The sequence below is a fragment of the [Ruminococcus] torques ATCC 27756 genome, assembly GCF_000153925.1.
GTDB lineage: Bacteria > Bacillota > Clostridia > Lachnospirales > Lachnospiraceae > Mediterraneibacter > Mediterraneibacter torques.
Genome location: NZ_DS264376.1, coordinates 80512 through 95823 on the forward strand (window position 1 = coordinate 80512; position 15312 = coordinate 95823).

The window sequence follows — 15312 nt, forward strand, 5'->3', positions numbered from 1 at the left end:
ACTTTTGAAAGGAACATCGGAAAATGAATGAACAGAAAATGAACTACGAACATGTTTTAAGTCCTATCAAAATCGGCCCCATGACATTGAAAAACAGAGTTTCTTTCACTCCTGTATGGCCGTCCTTTGCGACGGCGGACGGTCATGTAAACCGTGAATTGATTGAATGGGTAAGGGATATCGTAAAAGGCGGAGCGGCATGTATTAATATCGGATGTGGCTGCGTCAATCGAAATCTCCCTCCATTTGTCACTCATCTGCTGCGAATGAGCGAAGAAAGTGTCGTAAATGAAATGACGATCTTATCAGATCTTGTCCATATGTATCAGTGCAAGATCGGAATAGAACTTTTTGCCATTAATATGTATGGCGGAAACTTCGCAGACAGAGATCACAACGGCGATAAGCCGGCGGTAGAGCTTGACCCTACTTATATGACGAAAGAACAGATCAAGGAATATATTGAAGATTTTGCGTTGGCGGCAGAGCGCGCGGTAAGATGCGGAGTTGACAGTCTTGTGATCCATGGAGCTCACGGGCAGCTTCCGGGATGCTTTTTGAACAAGAGGATCAATGAAAGAACAGATGAATATGGCGCGGATACGATTGAAAATGCATCAAGATTTACGGTGGAACTGCTCGCTGCGGTTCGTGAGAAGATCAAAGATCGTCTGGCTATCGAATATCGGATCAATGCAAATGATATGATCGAGGGTTCGCCTTCCCTGGATGAAGTTATCGCATTTGTAAAACGGATTGAGCCGTATATCGATCTTCTTCATGTATCCAGAGGGATGCATTCCGAGCAAAAACTTGCTCCTTATATGAATCAGCCGATCTATTACGATCATGGAATCAACATCGAAGACGCGGCAAAAATCAGGAAAGAGATTTCTGTTCCGGTGACGGTAGTCGGGTCGGTTACATTAGAGCAGGCGGAACAGTATATTGCGGAAGGAAAGGCCGATATGGTTTCTATGGCGCGAGGACTGATGGCAGATCCGATGGTGGTTAAGAACGCCAAAAGCGGATGCCCTGAGAATACAAGACCATGCGTCAGATGCAATTATTGTATTAACCGGACGCATTATGATCTTGCTCCGGTGAGGTGTTCTGTAAACGCAGAACTTGGGATGGAAACATTGTATATGAATCTGGGGAACACTTTGCCTAAGAGGATTGCCGTGATAGGCGGAGGACCTGCGGGAATCGAGGCGGCGAGAACGGCGGCGCAAAGAGGGCATACAGTAGATCTTTATGAAAAAGAAGATCATTTAGGCGGAGTCCTCACAATGGCAGGCGCTCCGAAATTCAAGCAAGATATCAAAAAATATGTAGAATGGACGATTCATTCTATTTCCGGTCAAGAGAGGGTTTCTGTTCATTTGAACAGTGAAGTTCGGGCGGAAGATCTGAAGGGAAAAGACTATGACGCGGTGATCGTGGCAGTCGGAGCAGAGCCTGTTATTCCGAAGTTTGCGAAAGGCAGAGAGGATGTCGTATGGGTCGGAGATGTGGAGCTTGGGAAAGTTTCTGCAAAGAAGCAAGTTGTGATCGTAGGCGCAGGACTTACCGGATGCGAAGCAGCGCTGTCTTTGGCAAAAGCGGGAAAAGAAGTTACTTTGGTTGACATGATCGATGTCTGTGATTTTGGAAGAGGAGGCGCCAAATTTAATCAAATTGCCCTGCGCGGACTGTTGGAAGCAGAACAGGTCAAGATGATCGGCGGTGTCAAAATGAACATTGAGGGCGACCGCATCGTATTTGTAAAAAATGAAAAAACGATAGAACTTTCATATGAACAGATCATCCTTTCGCTGGGGGTAAAAGCAAATGAAGAGAAAGTACAGGCATTTGCGGATGCGGGGAGAGAAGTTGTTTTCGTCGGAGACTGTAATACGAAAATAGGAACATTATATCATGCGGTTCATACCGCTCATGAAGCGGCGTCTGTTTTATAAATGTAAATATACGAAAGAAGATTCAAAAAGAGTGCTTTGTACTGCAACACGGTACAGGGCATTCTTTTTTTACAATCTTGTCGTCGAAAAATTTATGAAACTGTGGTAGAATAAAAAATGATTTGGAAAAATGTAAGAGAACGGAAAGGACTCTATATGGGATTAACACATTTTGACGAAAACGGAAAAGCGGTCATGGTCGATGTGACCGACAAAAAAGAGACGGCACGAGAGGCTGTGGCAGAAGGGAAGATTCTTGTAAACCGGGATGTTTTTCAGGCTGTGAAAGCAGGGACAGTCGGTAAAGGCGACGTTTTGGCTGTTGCGGCAACGGCGGGTATTGCAGGGGCGAAGCGGACCTCAGATCTGATTCCTATGTGTCATATATTGCCGCTTACGAATTGTAAGGTGGATTTTCGTATGAATGAGAAAGAATGTGCGATCTTCTGTACCTGTACAGTGAAAGTGACAGGAAAGACCGGAGTTGAGATGGAGGCTTTGACAGGAGTGAGCGCCGCGCTTCTTACGATTTACGATATGTGTAAAGCATTGGATAAGAAGATGGAGATTACCGATATCCGTCTTTTGAAAAAGACCGGAGGCAAAAGCGGAGATATATGGAACGATTTTGACCGGTGTGCCGGACTTGTCGGTGAAAATCTGTCGGCAGAAAACAGATCTGCGGGAAATGCAGAGGCAGAAGATGTGGAGAACGTGTGCCGCAAAAAAGAGAAACGGACGCGCAGATGGAAAGCTGCGGTCGTTACGATGAGTGATAAAGGATTTGCGGGAGAACGAGAAGATAAGAGCGGCCCGTTGATCTGTGAGATGATCGCGGATCAGGGATACGATGTTGTGAGAACGGAACTTCTCCCGGATGAGCAAAAAGAAATTGAAAAGTGTCTATGTACACTTTGTGATGATGAAAAGGTTGATATCGTATTTACGACAGGAGGTACAGGGTTTTCTTTGCGTGATTGTACTCCTGAGGCTACAATGGCAGTTGCACATCGGAATGTTCCGGGGATCGCAGAGGCGATGAGAGCAGCTTCGGCGGAAGTGACGCCGAGGGCAATGTTGAGCAGAGCTGTTTCCGCGATCCGAAATCATACGTTGATCGTGAATCTTCCGGGCAGTCCGAAAGCGGTAAAAGAAAATCTGGAAGCAGTTCTTCCGGTAGTGGAACATGGACTTGAAATATTGACAGGACAGGCGGGAGAGTGCGGACGATGAACGATCAGTACGGCAGGCGGATTGATTACATGCGGGTATCCGTAACAGACAGGTGTAATCTGCGGTGTGTTTATTGTATGCCGGGAGAGGGCTTTTCCTTTCTTCCGCATGAAGACATCCTTTCTTTTGAAGAGATTGAAAGAGTGTGCAGGATTGGGGTAAGACTTGGCATTACGAAAATCAAGCTGACAGGCGGAGAGCCGCTTGTGCGGCGGGGAATACCGGATCTTGTCGGGAAGTTAAAGGGTATTCCGGGTATAGATGAAGTGACGTTGACAACAAACGGGATATTATTAAAAGAACAAATAAACGAATTAGTTTCAAACGGGCTTGCTTCTGTTAATATAAGCATTGATACGCTTGACGAAAGACGTTATTTTCGGATGACGCGGGGCGGTGATATAAAAAAGGCGTTGGAAGGCATGGAATCTGCGTTAAAATATCCTGATCTGAAAGTGAAAGTAAATTGTGTGGCTTTCTGTGAAGAAGATTGCATTTCTCTTGCGCTTTTGGCGAAAAAAAGGAAAATAGATGTCAGATTCATTGAGATGATGCCTATTGGAAATGGGAAAAATTTCAACGGAAAAATGTCTGAAGAAATATATAAATTGCTTCACAACGAATTCGGCGATTATGAAATATATAAAAAAAGAGTAGGAAACGGACCGGCAGAGTATATTCGTTTTCATAATTTTGATGGGAGAATCGGATTTATCAGCGCCCTTTCGCATAAATTTTGTTATAAATGTAATCGGATCAGACTCACTTCGGAAGGATTTTTAAAGCCGTGTCTGCAATACGGAAACGGCACAGACGTTCGGGAAATGTTAAGAAACGGGGCGGATGACAGTTTGATCGAGGAGAAGATGAGAGAAGCGGTGTTTTTTAAACCTGACGGTCATGAGTTCGGAAGATCTGGAAAAGGCGAAGAAATCGAAACAAAAAAGATGTCTCAGATCGGCGGTTGACAGGAAAAAGAAATCAGAACAAAAAATCAGAGCAATAAGATAAAGAAGATAAAACAAAGATAGCGGGGAGTGTGAGAAAAATGTCAGAAAAAGCAGAAAGCGGAACAGTGCTCGCAGTCTGTGTAAGCAGAGAAAAAGGAACGCAGAAGCAAAATGTGGGCAGCGCACATTTTATAGAAGATTTTGGGATAGAAGGCGACGCTCATGCCGGAAAATGGCATCGGCAGGTGAGTCTTCTTTCTCATGATAAGATCGAAGCGTTTCGGGCAAAAGGAGCAGAAGTGATCGACGGCGCTTTCGGAGAGAATCTTGTAGTAACAAACTTGGATTTTCGCTCTTTTCCGGTCGGAACACGGCTTATATGCCGCGATGTGATCTTAGAGATGACGCAGATCGGAAAAGAGTGTCATCACGGGTGTCTTATTTTTCAGAAGATGGGAGAGTGCATTATGCCGAGAGAAGGTGTTTTTGCAAAAGTGATCCGAGGCGGAGAGATCAAAATCGGAGATATTATGTTCGCAGAGAGAGCGGAAAGTTTCAAGTAAGCGGTCATTTAAAGGATGAGAAGGGGCGGGAGTGAAGAAGCGCGTATATAGATGAATCGGAAAGAAAGAGGCGTATCTATGGACAGATTCAAAAAGAAGACAGATGAAAACGGGGAGAGGACGAGTCTGAAAATAAAAATCAGTATGAGAAAAACGGCAAAGATGATTGCGGTTGTAAGCTGTACGATTCTTATGCTGGCAGCCTGTTCTCCGAAAAAAGAGGTGATTTCGCAGTCTGTAACAGGAAATGAGGATAAAACATACGATTCGGGAGAGTGGATTGTTCAGAAGAACGGTTCTCTCATACAAAATGCAGGCGGCAATCAGGACGGGGAAAAGAAGCGATACTGTTTTCAAGATGTGGAAGAGAACCGTTATGAAGCGCCGCTGCTTTCGGATGTTCCGAAATGTACTTACGATTTTTCCGATTTAAAGACAGATGAGCAGACAGGTTATAAAAGCTATCAGGACCCGGAAACAGGTGCAAAGGCAAAACTTGGGATCGACGTATCTGAATTTCAAGGAGAAGTGATCGACTGGAAGCAGGTGAAAGAATCCGGCGTCGAATTTGTTATGGTTCGTCTCGGGTATCGGGCTTACGGAGAGAGCGGCTCTCTTGTATTGGATGCGATGTACGAGCAAAACGTGAAGAACGCTCTGGAAGCAGGGCTGCAGGTAGGCGTGTATTTTTTTTCACAGGCAGTTTCTCCGGCTGAGGCAGTGGAGGAAGCGGAATTTGTGCTTGAGCATTTGAAGCATTATAATATTACGGGTCCTGTTGTTTTTGATACAGAAGAGATCAAGTGGGACAGCGCGAGAACAGATGGAAATACGCGGCAGGATTTTACGAATTATTGCAAAGTGTTTTGTGATACGATCGAACATGCGGGATACGATCCGATGATTTACGCAAATTTAAAATGGATGACTTTTACGCTTGATATGGAGCAGCTTACAGAGTATGATTTCTGGTATGCGGATTATCATGAGACGCCGCAGTGTCCGTATGAATATAAAATATGGCAGTACAGTGAAACGGGCGCAGTTCCCGGTATCACGGGAAATGTAGATTTGAATTTATGGTTTCAGGAGGATTAAAAAATGAAATGGAATAAATTTCGGTTAAAGACGACGACGGAAGCAGAAGATATTGTAAGCAGTATGCTTATGGATCTCGGAATTCAGGGAGTGGAGATCGAGGATAAAATTCCTCTTACTCAGTCGGACAAGGAGCAGATGTTTGTAGATATCCTTCCGCAGACAGAAGCGGATGACGGCGTGGCGTATCTGAGTTTTTACTTGGAACCGGAAGAAGACAAAGAGAAGATCCTGTCGGATGTAAGAAAAGAACTGGAGGAAATGTCGGCTTATGTAAACGTCGGAGAGTGTCTGATCGAAGAGTCGGAAACGGAAGATGTGGACTGGGTGAACAACTGGAAGCAGTATTTTCACCAGTTTTATGTAGACGATGTTTTGATCATTCCGTCATGGGAAGAGGTAAAGCCGGAAGACGAAGATAAAATGATCATCCATATCGATCCGGGTACGGCGTTCGGAACGGGAATGCATGAGACAACTCAGCTTTGCATCCGCCAGATCCGCAAATATGTAACGGAGAATACGAAGATTCTTGACGTAGGGTGCGGAAGCGGGATCCTCGGGATGCTTGCGTTGAAATTCGGTGCAAAATATTCGGTCGGAACAGACTTAGATCCTTGTGCTATCGATGCAACTCATGAAAATATGGAAGTGAACGGAATCTCAAAAGACCGTTATGAGGTGATGATCGGAAACATTATCGATGACAAAGAAGTACAGGATAAAGTCGGATATGAGTGTTATGACATTGTTGCGGCCAATATTTTAGCGGACGTTCTTGTAGCGCTGACTCCGGTTGTCGTGAATCAGATAAAAAAGGGCGGAATCTATATTACAAGCGGTATTATCGATGATAAAGAAGAAACGGTTGTGGAAGCTGTGAAAAAAGCAGGTCTGGAAGTGCTTGACATTACATATCAAGGCGAGTGGGTCTGTGTGACAGCCCGAAAAAATTAAAACGGTAAGGAGAAGAGGAATGCAGCAGTTTTTTGCAGAGCCGTCATGGATCACAGAAAGTGAAATTTTGATCAGGGGCGCGGATCTCAACCATATGAAAAATGTACTTCGCATGAAAGTGGGAGAAGATGTAAGGATCAATGACGGTCAGGGGACGACTTATCTTTGCTGCCTGAATCGGTATGAGAAAGATCAGGCAGTGCTCGATGTGTTCCGAAAGCTGGATACCGAGACGGAACTTCCATCGGAAATTATTTTGTTTCAGGGACTTCCGAAAGGCGATAAGATGGAATGGATCGTACAAAAGTCGGTAGAACTGGGCGCTCACAAAATCGTTCCGTTTTCGGCAAAACGTTCGGTCGTAAAGTTAGATGAGAAGAAAGCGGTGAAAAAGCAGGAACGCTGGCAGCTAATCGCAAAAGGAGCGGCAGAGCAGTCGGGAAGAGGCGTGATTCCGGAAGTTTGCGGAGTATGTTCTTTTACGGAAGCATTAGAACAGGCAGAAAGTCTTGACGTCGTTCTTATCCCGTATGAACTGGAAGAAGGTATGGCCGAGACTGTGAGAGTGATCGAACAAATAGAACCGGGACAGTCGGTCGGAATATTTATCGGTCCTGAAGGAGGTTTTGAAGAAGCGGAAGTGCTCAGGGCAAAAGAGAAAGGGGCGCGGCCGGTCACGCTTGGAAAGCGGATTTTAAGGACAGAGACTGCGGGTCTTACGACACTTTCGATCTTGATGTATCATATAGAAAGCCGCGCTGTGTCACCGAAAAGAGAAGAGTCATAATTTAATAGTAAGAAATCAGTAAAGGAAAGGAATCATGGAAGTTTATCTTGATAATTCAGCTACAACGATGTGTTATCCGGAAGTGGGAGAGCTTGTCTATCATATCATGTGTCGGGATTACGGGAATCCGTCGGCAATGTATCGGAAGGGAATGGAAGCTGAAAGATATATAAAAGAAGCAAAAGAAACGATTTCCAAGCTTTTAAAAGTAAATGCTAAAGAAATTATTTTCACCTCCGGAGGTACGGAAAGTGATAATCAGGCGCTGATAGGATGTGCGCGGGCCAATCGAAGGAACGGAAATCATCTGATCACTTCTTGTGTGGAACATCCTGCCATTTTGAATACAATGCATTATCTGGAAGAGGAAGAAGGATTTCGCGTCACGTATCTTCCTGTTGACGAATGCGGAAGAATTCGGCTTGACGCGCTGAAAGAAGCGCTTTGTCCGGAGACGATCCTTGTATCGGTCATGTATGTCAATAACGAGATCGGAACGGTACAGCCCGTTGCTGAGGCAGCCCGGATCGTGAAGCAGTATAAACAGTCAATCTTATTTCATACGGATGCGGTTCAAGGATTCGGAAAGTATAAGATCTATCCGAAAAGACTTGGAGTCGATATGCTTTCGGCCAGCGGACATAAGATTCACGGACCGAAAGGGGCGGGATTTCTTTATGTGGACAGCCGTGTGAAGATAAAACCGATCATTTTCGGAGGCGGTCAGCAAAAAGATATGCGCTCAGGAACGGAAAACGTACCTGGAATCGCAGGATTGGCATTGGCGTCAAAAATGATCTATCAGGATCTTGAGCTGAAAACGGAGCATATGCGGGAACTGAAAACGCATTTTATAGACTGTATTTCACAGATTGGCAATGTGAAAGTGCATGGACTTACAGATGAAGGAAGCGCTCCGCACATTGTCAGCGCGGGATTTGCCGGAGTGAGGAGCGAAGTCCTGCTCCATACGCTGGAAGATCGTGGAATCTGTGTGTCGGCAGGCTCGGCATGTGCATCTAATCATCCGGCGATAAGCGGTGTTCTTCAGGCGATAGGAACGCCGAGAGAATATCTTGATTCGACGCTGCGGTTCAGTTTGTCGGAGTTTACGACAAAAGAAGAAATTGACTATACGTTGGAAACACTATATAATTGTATTCCGATGCTTCGGAAATATACACGGCGCTGATTTCACATGACAGAAAGATATGGCGCAAAGAAGGAGAAGAAGATGGAGTTTCATTCATTTTTGATTAAATATGGAGAAATAGGGATCAAGGGAAAGAATCGTTATATATTTGAAGATGCGCTTGTGCGTCAGATCAGGTATGCTCTTCAGAGCGTAGACGGAGAATTCCTTGTTCATAAATGTCACGGAAGAGTCTATGTGGACTGCGAGGGTGAATATGATTATGAGGAGACGGTTGAAAGTCTCAAAAAAGTATTCGGCATTGTAGGGATCTGTCCGGTTGTCCGCAAAGAAGTGAAAGATCCGGAAGGATTGAAAAAAGACGTGACTGCTTATGTAGGCGAGATGTATCCTCAGGCAGACAAGACGTTTAAAGTAGAAGCGCGACGCGCGAATAAACGCTATCCGATGAATTCGATGGAATTAAACTGTGCGCTTGGCGAGGCGGTTCTTGATGCATATCCTGAGATGAAAGTTGATGTGCACGATCCGGAAGTACGTCTGAATGTAGAGATAAGAGAAGAAGTTTATATTTATTCCGAGATCATTCCGGGTCCGGGAGGAATGCCTGTCGGAACAAACGGCAGTGCGATGCTTCTGCTGTCGGGAGGGATCGACAGTCCGGTAGCCGGTTATATGGTTGCGAAACGCGGCGTTGAGCTGGAGGCGGTTTATTTTCACGCACCGCCGTATACAAGTGAGAGAGCGAAAGAAAAAGTGATAGATCTTGCAAGACTCGTATCTGCTTATTCAGGTCCGATCAAGCTTCACATTGTTAATTTTACCGATATTCAGCTTGCCATTTATGAAAAATGTCCGCACGATGAGCTGACGATCATCATGCGTCGGTATATGATGCGGATCGCAGAACATTTTGCGAAGAAAAACGGCTGTCTCGGTCTTGTTACGGGAGAGAGCATCGGACAGGTGGCGAGTCAGACGATGCAGAGTCTTGCGGCGACAAACGCTGTCTGCACACTGCCGGTATACCGTCCGCTTATCGGATTTGATAAGAAAGAGATTGTGGAAATATCTGAAAAGATCGACACATACGAAGTTTCAATCCAGCCGTTTGAAGACTGCTGCACGATTTTCGTGGCAAAGCATCCGGTGACAAAGCCGAATGTAGAAAGAATCGAAAAGTCGGAGATCAATCTGGCAGATTGTATCGATGATCTGATGAAGACGGCGCTTGAAACTGCAGAAGTGATCACCGTAGGGGCATAGAATCACCGAAAGTGCCAAAAGGCATGTTCAGGGATTGTAAGCGGCTGCCGAAGTTTTGGTATATCCCGGGCTTTGGCTCGTCGCCATTACAAAAAAGCTGTCTCAAAAGAGACAGCTTTTTGCATTGTGCATTTACGCATAAATATGTTTGACTGTTATTATTTGATGATATACGGGTCAAGTGCAGCGAGGATTGCATCAACGTCGCCGTCTGCGTGAATGTTAAGATCAATCGGTTTGGAGAGATCAAGACTGAAAATTCCCATAATGGATTTGGCGTCTATAACGTATCTTCCAGATACTAAATCGAAGTCGTTGTCGTATTTTGTGATCTCATTTACGAAAGATTTTACTTTGTCGATTGAATTTAATGAAATCTGTACAGTTTTCATTTTGCTACCTCCTTGAAATATGTGATAAAATAGGGTCAAAACCCTATGAATATTCTACGGGATAGGGAACTAAAAGTCAAGGAACAATGATAGAAAGAATAGGAAAAAGAGGTAAACTTATGAAAAAAGCGGCACTTCATAATCTTGGATGTAAAGTAAACGCATATGAGACGGAAGCAATGCAGGAAATGCTTGAACAGGCAGGTTATGAGATCGTTCCCTTTAAAGAAGGGGCGGATGTTTATATTATCAATACATGCACGGTGACAAATATAGCAGACAGGAAATCTCGGCAGATGCTGCACCGAGCAAGAAAATTAAACCCGGACGCGGTCGTTGTGGCGGCGGGGTGTTATGTACAGGCGCAGGAGGGTAAGGAGATCGATCCGTGTATTGATATTGTGATCGGAAATAATCATAAAAAAGATCTGCCGGAATTATTGAAACAATATGAAATGGAAAAAAGCGGTCATACAGAATATGCGATGGAAGATATCAACCGTACGAAAGAGTATGAAGAACTGCATTTGACAAAACCGGGAGATCATACGAGAGCGTATATTAAAGTGCAGGACGGATGTAATCAATTTTGTACGTATTGTATCATCCCTTATGCGAGGGGCAGAGTGCGGAGCAGGCAGACAAAGGACGTGCTGGAAGAAGTGAGAGATCTTGCCGGAAACGGATATAAAGAAGTTGTTCTTACGGGAATCCATCTGAGTTCTTACGGTATCGATTTTGACGGGCAGAGACATCTGCTTGACCTTATAAAAGAAGTACACAAAGTCGAAGGGATCGAACGGATCCGTCTCGGTTCTCTTGAGCCGGGGATTATTACGGAAGAGTTTGCAAAAGAGCTTTCCGAGATGCCGAAAGTGTGTCCGCATTTTCATCTTTCTCTTCAAAGCGGATGTGACGCGACGCTGAAGCGGATGAACAGAAAGTATACAAGCGGAGAATATTATGACAGGTGTCAGATATTGAGAAAATATTTTGATCATCCGGCTCTTACGACAGATGTGATCGTCGGATTTCCGGGGGAGACAGAGGAAGAGTTTGAAGCTTCCTATGCGTTTGTCGACCGGGTTGATTTTTATGAAACGCATATTTTCAAATACTCGAAGAGAGAAGGGACAAAAGCGGCAGTGATGGACGGCCAGATTGATGAGAAGATCAAAGGGGAAAGAAGCGCCCGTATGATCGCCCTCGGCGAACGGAAGAAAAAGGCATACGAGGACAGCTTTATCGGAAAAGAAGTGGAAGTTCTTTTTGAAGAACGCGCGCAGATCGAGGGAAAGGCTGTTATGACAGGACATACAAAAGAGTATATGAAAATTGCACTAGAAACCGAAAAAAATATTTCTAATTGTATCGTAAAAGTGAGAATTGAAAATCATTCACAAATTATACGTTGAATTTTGAATGGGAGTATATTAGAATTGTAGGTAGTGATTTCGGAGTTTCCGAAAATGAAAAATGAGGAATAGAATTCTTATACAAAAAGACAGAAGGTAAGGAGGAACAGCAAGATGAGTGATCTCAGCAATACACAATTCTTTCAGGTAGAACCGGGACCGCAGATTTCGGCCGGAGACATTTTGGAGATCGTGTTTAAGGCGCTGAAAGAAAAGGGATATAATCCGGTGAATCAGATCGTCGGATATATCATGTCGGGAGATCCGACATATGTTACAAGTTTTAACGGAGCGAGAAGCCTGATCATGAAAGTAGAGAGAGATGAGTTGGTCGAGGAGCTGTTAAAAGCGTATATCGAACATCATTCGTGGGAATAATCAGATATGAGAATTATGGGACTTGATTATGGGTCGAAAACGGTAGGCGTTGCGATCAGCGACGCTCTTCGTCTTACGGCTCAGGCAGTGGAGACGATCGAGAGAAAAGAAGAAAATAAACTTCGGCGGACTTGCGCGAGGATAGAGGAACTGATCAAAAAGTATGATGTGGAGAAGATCGTCCTCGGCTTTCCGAAACATATGAATAACGATATCGGAGAGCGTGCGCAGCAGTCTATGGAATTCGGAGAGATGCTCAAACGCAGAACCGGGTTAGAGGTCATTTTGTGGGATGAGAGACTGACGACCGTAGAGGCAGAACGTACTCTGATCGAGAGCAACGTGCGCCGTGAAAACAGAAAGAAACATATAGATCAGATCGCCGCAGTGTTTATTTTGCAGGGTTATCTTGATCTGATGCATATGAAAAAACAGGCAGAATGAATGAAGTCTGTCATTTTTGTATAGGCAATGAGCCAAAGTTCGGGATATGCTAAGACCTTGGCGGCTGCTTACAATCCCGGGATGTGTCTTTTGGCGCTTTCGGTGATTTTGTGCAGGATATCAGGATAGAAAAATAAAAGATGTAAGGGGTTCGGATATGGAAAAAGTAAAGTTTGCATTTGCGGATGGAAACGGTGAGGACGAATTTTTTATACTTGAAGAAACAAAGATCAACGGGAGCGCGTATATTCTTGTTGCGGAGTCGGAGGATGACGATGCGGAATGTCTGATATTAAAAGACGTTCGTGATGAAGAATCAGGCGAGAGCGTTTATGAGATCGTTGAAAATGAGAAAGAGTTACAGGCGGTCTCCAAGGTGTTTGAGGAACTTCTTGAAGATGTCAGTATTGAACTCTGATCTAAGAAGAAAATTACATTGTATGCTATGGGAACTTCTGAGAGTTTCCACGGGAAATCGGACAGTGATATATAAGATATGACAGTATGGCAAAATGCGTGAAATCGCAGTGAAAAATGTCTTTTGGATGTTTCGGGTGAGGATAGAATGAAAAAGAACAGGACAGAAGAACTGCTCAAAGAAAAATTAAGAGAAAAAGGGTTGAAAGTTACGAATCAGAGAATTTTGATCCTTTCTGTCTTGGAGCAGAATAAAGGCAGGCATTTGACTGCGGAAGATATTTATGAGCTGGTGACGCAGGAGCATCCGGAAATCGGACTTGCAACTGTGTACCGTACGATCCAGCTTTTATGGGATATGCAGCTCATAGACAAGATTAATTTGGATGAGGGATGTGTGCGTTACGAGATCGGACATCTGCTGGACGGCGGATCGAAACATAACCACCATCATCTTATATGCAGAACTTGCAATAAAATCATTCCTTTCGATGATGACCTTCTGGAAGAAGCGGAACGTCACATTGAACGTACGATTGGATTTCATGTTCTTGATCATGAAGTAAAGTTTTACGGAATATGCAGAGAATGCATGAAAAAGGGGAAATAGTGGAGGTGTTTATTTTTTGAAAAAACAGAATAACGGAAAATTGCGTATCATACCGCTTGGAGGATTAGAGCAGATCGGTATGAATATTACTGCCTTTGAGTATGAAGACAGTATTGTTGTCGTGGACTGCGGTCTGGCATTCCCGGAGGATGATATGCTTGGGATCGATCTTGTGATCCCTGATGTAACATACTTGAAAGACAATGCATCGAAAGTGAAAGGGTTTGTTATCACACATGGTCACGAGGATCACATCGGCGCGCTTCCGTATGTGCTCAAAGAGATCAATCTGCCGATCTATACGACGAAACTTACGATGGGCATTATTGAAAACAAACTAAAGGAGCATAATCTTCTTCGGACGACGAAGCGAAAAGTTGTCCGCCACGGACAGTCGATCAATCTTGGAAAATTCAGGATTGAATTTATTAAAACGAACCACAGTATTCAGGATGCGTCTGCCCTTGCGATCTATTCGCCTGCCGGTGTCGTAATCCATACAGGAGATTTTAAAGTCGATTATACGCCGGTGTTCGGAGATGCGATCGATCTACAGCGGTTTGCGGAGATCGGAAAAAAGGGTGTGCTTGCTCTGATGTCAGACAGTACGAATGCGGAGCGGCGAGGATTTACCCAGTCGGAAAAGACGGTCGGTATTACGTTTGATCATATTTTTGCGGAACATCAGAATACAAGGCTGATCATCGCTACGTTTGCTTCTAACGTGGATCGTGTGCAGCAGATTATCAATTCGGCATATAAGTATGGAAGAAAAGTAGTTGTGGAAGGGCGCAGCATGGTGAATATCATTGCGACAGCGTCAGAATTGGGATATTTGGATGTGCCGGAAAACACATTGATCGAGATCGATCAGATGAAGAATTATCCGCCGGAGAAAATGGTTCTTATCACAACCGGAAGTCAGGGAGAGTCTATGGCGGCTCTGTCGAGAATGGCGGCGGACGTGCACAGAAAAGTGACGATACAGCCAAACGATACGATTATCTTCAGTTCTAATCCGATTCCGGGAAATGAGAAGTCTGTTTCCCGTGTGATCAACGAACTTTCTTCCAAAGGGGCGGAAGTTATTTTCCAGGATGCCCATGTATCGGGACATGCCTGTCAGGAAGAACTGAAATTGATCTATTCTCTTGTGAAGCCGAAATATGCCATTCCGGTCCACGGAGAATACCGTCATTTGAAAGCAAATGCGGAAGTGGCAAAATCACTTGGAATTCCGAAGGAAAATGTATTTATCATTCAGTCCGGAGATGTGCTGGAACTGTGCGATGACAGTGCGGAAGTAGTAGATAAAGTACACACGGGAGCGATTCTTGTAGACGGACTCGGGGTAGGAGACGTAGGAAACATCGTGCTTCGGGACAGACAGCATTTGGCAGAGGACGGTATTATCATTGTTGTGCTTACGCTTGAGAGAAGAACGAACCGCCTGCTTGCAGGTCCGGATATCGTATCGCGAGGCTTCGTTTATGTAAGAGAATCAGAAGAACTGATGGATGATGCGAGAAGAGCGGTATCCGAGGCGGTGGATAAGTGTCTCTCGGGACGTCATACAGACTGGAATAAGATCAAACTTGTGATCCGCGATTCCATGAACGACTATATTTGGAAAAAGACAAAGAGAAAACCGATGGTGATTCCGATCATCATGGATGTGGATGTGTAAA

At 44.5% G+C, this 15312-nt stretch carries 16 protein-coding genes; 15 read left to right on the forward strand and 1 reads right to left on the reverse strand.

Annotation, left to right across the window (positions count from 1 at the left end):
* The first annotated feature begins 23 nt into the window (after window positions 1-23).
* The 9 genes from RUMTOR_RS11400 (at window position 24) to thiI (ending at window position 9968) form a co-directional block, all read left to right on the forward strand.
* Window positions 24-1961 (forward strand): oxidoreductase, encoded by a 1938-nt coding sequence (locus RUMTOR_RS11400; RefSeq protein ID WP_004848060.1) that lies wholly within the window; start codon window positions 24-26, stop codon window positions 1959-1961.
* Window positions 1962-2117: 156 nt separating this feature from the next.
* Window positions 2118-3194 carry a bifunctional molybdenum cofactor biosynthesis protein MoaC/MoaB gene (moaCB, locus tag RUMTOR_RS11405; protein ID WP_009243260.1) on the forward strand — a complete coding sequence of 359 codons (1077 nt, stop codon included), beginning with the start codon at window positions 2118-2120 and terminating at the stop codon, window positions 3192-3194.
* The gene (gene moaA / locus RUMTOR_RS11410; RefSeq protein WP_044998277.1) at window positions 3191-4162 is read left to right on the forward strand and encodes a GTP 3',8-cyclase MoaA; all 972 of its coding nucleotides are present in this window, start codon (window positions 3191-3193) and stop codon (window positions 4160-4162) included. The genes moaCB and moaA overlap by 4 nt, the downstream gene beginning before the upstream one ends.
* Window positions 4163-4242: 80 nt before the next feature.
* Entirely contained in the window at window positions 4243-4707 is a 465-nt protein-coding gene (locus RUMTOR_RS11415; protein WP_004848067.1) for an MOSC domain-containing protein, read from the forward strand.
* 78 nt (window positions 4708-4785) lie between these two features.
* Window positions 4786-5805 carry a glycoside hydrolase family 25 protein gene (locus RUMTOR_RS11420; protein ID WP_009243258.1) on the forward strand — a complete coding sequence of 340 codons (1020 nt, stop codon included), beginning with the start codon at window positions 4786-4788 and terminating at the stop codon, window positions 5803-5805.
* Between the two features lie 3 nt (window positions 5806-5808).
* On the forward strand, window positions 5809-6762 hold the full coding sequence (prmA, locus tag RUMTOR_RS11425) for a 50S ribosomal protein L11 methyltransferase (RefSeq protein WP_004848070.1): 954 nt from the start codon (window positions 5809-5811) through the stop codon (window positions 6760-6762).
* 19 nt (window positions 6763-6781) lie between these two features.
* Complete coding sequence (locus RUMTOR_RS11430; protein WP_004848072.1) at window positions 6782-7549, forward strand: 16S rRNA (uracil(1498)-N(3))-methyltransferase; 768 nt, start codon at window positions 6782-6784, stop codon at window positions 7547-7549.
* Between the two features lie 34 nt (window positions 7550-7583).
* A complete protein-coding gene (locus RUMTOR_RS11435) occupies window positions 7584-8741 on the forward strand; it encodes a cysteine desulfurase family protein (RefSeq protein WP_004848074.1) in 1158 nt (385 codons plus the stop codon).
* A gap of 42 nt (window positions 8742-8783) precedes the next feature.
* The gene (gene thiI, locus RUMTOR_RS11440; RefSeq protein WP_009243256.1) at window positions 8784-9968 is read left to right on the forward strand and encodes a tRNA uracil 4-sulfurtransferase ThiI; all 1185 of its coding nucleotides are present in this window, start codon (window positions 8784-8786) and stop codon (window positions 9966-9968) included.
* Window positions 9969-10126: 158 nt separating this feature from the next.
* Here thiI and RUMTOR_RS11445 read toward each other — a convergent pair whose 3' ends face one another.
* A complete protein-coding gene (locus tag RUMTOR_RS11445; RefSeq protein ID WP_004848079.1) occupies window positions 10127-10360 on the reverse strand; it encodes an HPr family phosphocarrier protein in 234 nt (77 codons plus the stop codon).
* A 119-nt stretch (window positions 10361-10479) separates the two neighbouring features.
* Here RUMTOR_RS11445 and mtaB point away from each other — a divergent pair, with 119 nt between their 5' ends.
* The 6 genes from mtaB (at window position 10480) to RUMTOR_RS11475 (ending at window position 15311) form a co-directional block, all read left to right on the forward strand.
* Window positions 10480-11775: a tRNA (N(6)-L-threonylcarbamoyladenosine(37)-C(2))-methylthiotransferase MtaB gene (gene mtaB / locus RUMTOR_RS11450; RefSeq protein ID WP_009243255.1), complete on the forward strand. Its 1296-nt coding sequence runs from the start codon at window positions 10480-10482 to the stop codon at window positions 11773-11775.
* 114 nt (window positions 11776-11889) lie between these two features.
* On the forward strand, window positions 11890-12153 hold the full coding sequence (locus RUMTOR_RS11455; protein ID WP_004848083.1) for an IreB family regulatory phosphoprotein: 264 nt from the start codon (window positions 11890-11892) through the stop codon (window positions 12151-12153).
* Window positions 12154-12159: 6 nt separating this feature from the next.
* On the forward strand, window positions 12160-12597 hold the full coding sequence (gene ruvX / locus RUMTOR_RS11460; protein ID WP_004848085.1) for a Holliday junction resolvase RuvX: 438 nt from the start codon (window positions 12160-12162) through the stop codon (window positions 12595-12597).
* 157 nt (window positions 12598-12754) lie between these two features.
* Entirely contained in the window at window positions 12755-13015 is a 261-nt protein-coding gene (locus tag RUMTOR_RS11465; protein WP_004848089.1) for a DUF1292 domain-containing protein, read from the forward strand.
* 147 nt (window positions 13016-13162) lie between these two features.
* Entirely contained in the window at window positions 13163-13624 is a 462-nt protein-coding gene (locus RUMTOR_RS11470; protein WP_004848091.1) for a Fur family transcriptional regulator, read from the forward strand.
* 16 nt (window positions 13625-13640) lie between these two features.
* On the forward strand, window positions 13641-15311 hold the full coding sequence (locus RUMTOR_RS11475; protein ID WP_009243254.1) for a ribonuclease J: 1671 nt from the start codon (window positions 13641-13643) through the stop codon (window positions 15309-15311).
* Window position 15312 lies beyond the last annotated feature (1 nt).

Excerpts from the sequence above, each read along its gene's own strand:
- RUMTOR_RS11400 (WP_004848060.1), top strand. The coding sequence starts at position 24 with ATGAATGAACAGAAAATGAACTACGAACATGTTTTAAGTCCTATCAAA.
- moaCB (WP_009243260.1), top strand. The coding sequence starts at position 2,118 with ATGGGATTAACACATTTTGACGAAAACGGAAAAGCGGTCATGGTCGAT.
- moaA (WP_044998277.1), top strand. The coding sequence starts at position 3,191 with ATGAACGATCAGTACGGCAGGCGGATTGATTACATGCGGGTATCCGTA.
- RUMTOR_RS11415 (WP_004848067.1), top strand. The coding sequence starts at position 4,243 with ATGTCAGAAAAAGCAGAAAGCGGAACAGTGCTCGCAGTCTGTGTAAGC.
- RUMTOR_RS11420 (WP_009243258.1), top strand. The coding sequence starts at position 4,786 with ATGGACAGATTCAAAAAGAAGACAGATGAAAACGGGGAGAGGACGAGT.
- prmA (WP_004848070.1), top strand. The coding sequence starts at position 5,809 with ATGAAATGGAATAAATTTCGGTTAAAGACGACGACGGAAGCAGAAGAT.
- RUMTOR_RS11430 (WP_004848072.1), top strand. The coding sequence starts at position 6,782 with ATGCAGCAGTTTTTTGCAGAGCCGTCATGGATCACAGAAAGTGAAATT.
- RUMTOR_RS11435 (WP_004848074.1), top strand. The coding sequence starts at position 7,584 with ATGGAAGTTTATCTTGATAATTCAGCTACAACGATGTGTTATCCGGAA.
- thiI (WP_009243256.1), top strand. The coding sequence starts at position 8,784 with ATGGAGTTTCATTCATTTTTGATTAAATATGGAGAAATAGGGATCAAG.
- RUMTOR_RS11445 (WP_004848079.1), bottom strand. The coding sequence starts at position 10,360 with ATGAAAACTGTACAGATTTCATTAAATTCAATCGACAAAGTAAAATCT.
- mtaB (WP_009243255.1), top strand. The coding sequence starts at position 10,480 with ATGAAAAAAGCGGCACTTCATAATCTTGGATGTAAAGTAAACGCATAT.
- RUMTOR_RS11455 (WP_004848083.1), top strand. The coding sequence starts at position 11,890 with ATGAGTGATCTCAGCAATACACAATTCTTTCAGGTAGAACCGGGACCG.
- ruvX (WP_004848085.1), top strand. The coding sequence starts at position 12,160 with ATGAGAATTATGGGACTTGATTATGGGTCGAAAACGGTAGGCGTTGCG.
- RUMTOR_RS11465 (WP_004848089.1), top strand. The coding sequence starts at position 12,755 with ATGGAAAAAGTAAAGTTTGCATTTGCGGATGGAAACGGTGAGGACGAA.
- RUMTOR_RS11470 (WP_004848091.1), top strand. The coding sequence starts at position 13,163 with ATGAAAAAGAACAGGACAGAAGAACTGCTCAAAGAAAAATTAAGAGAA.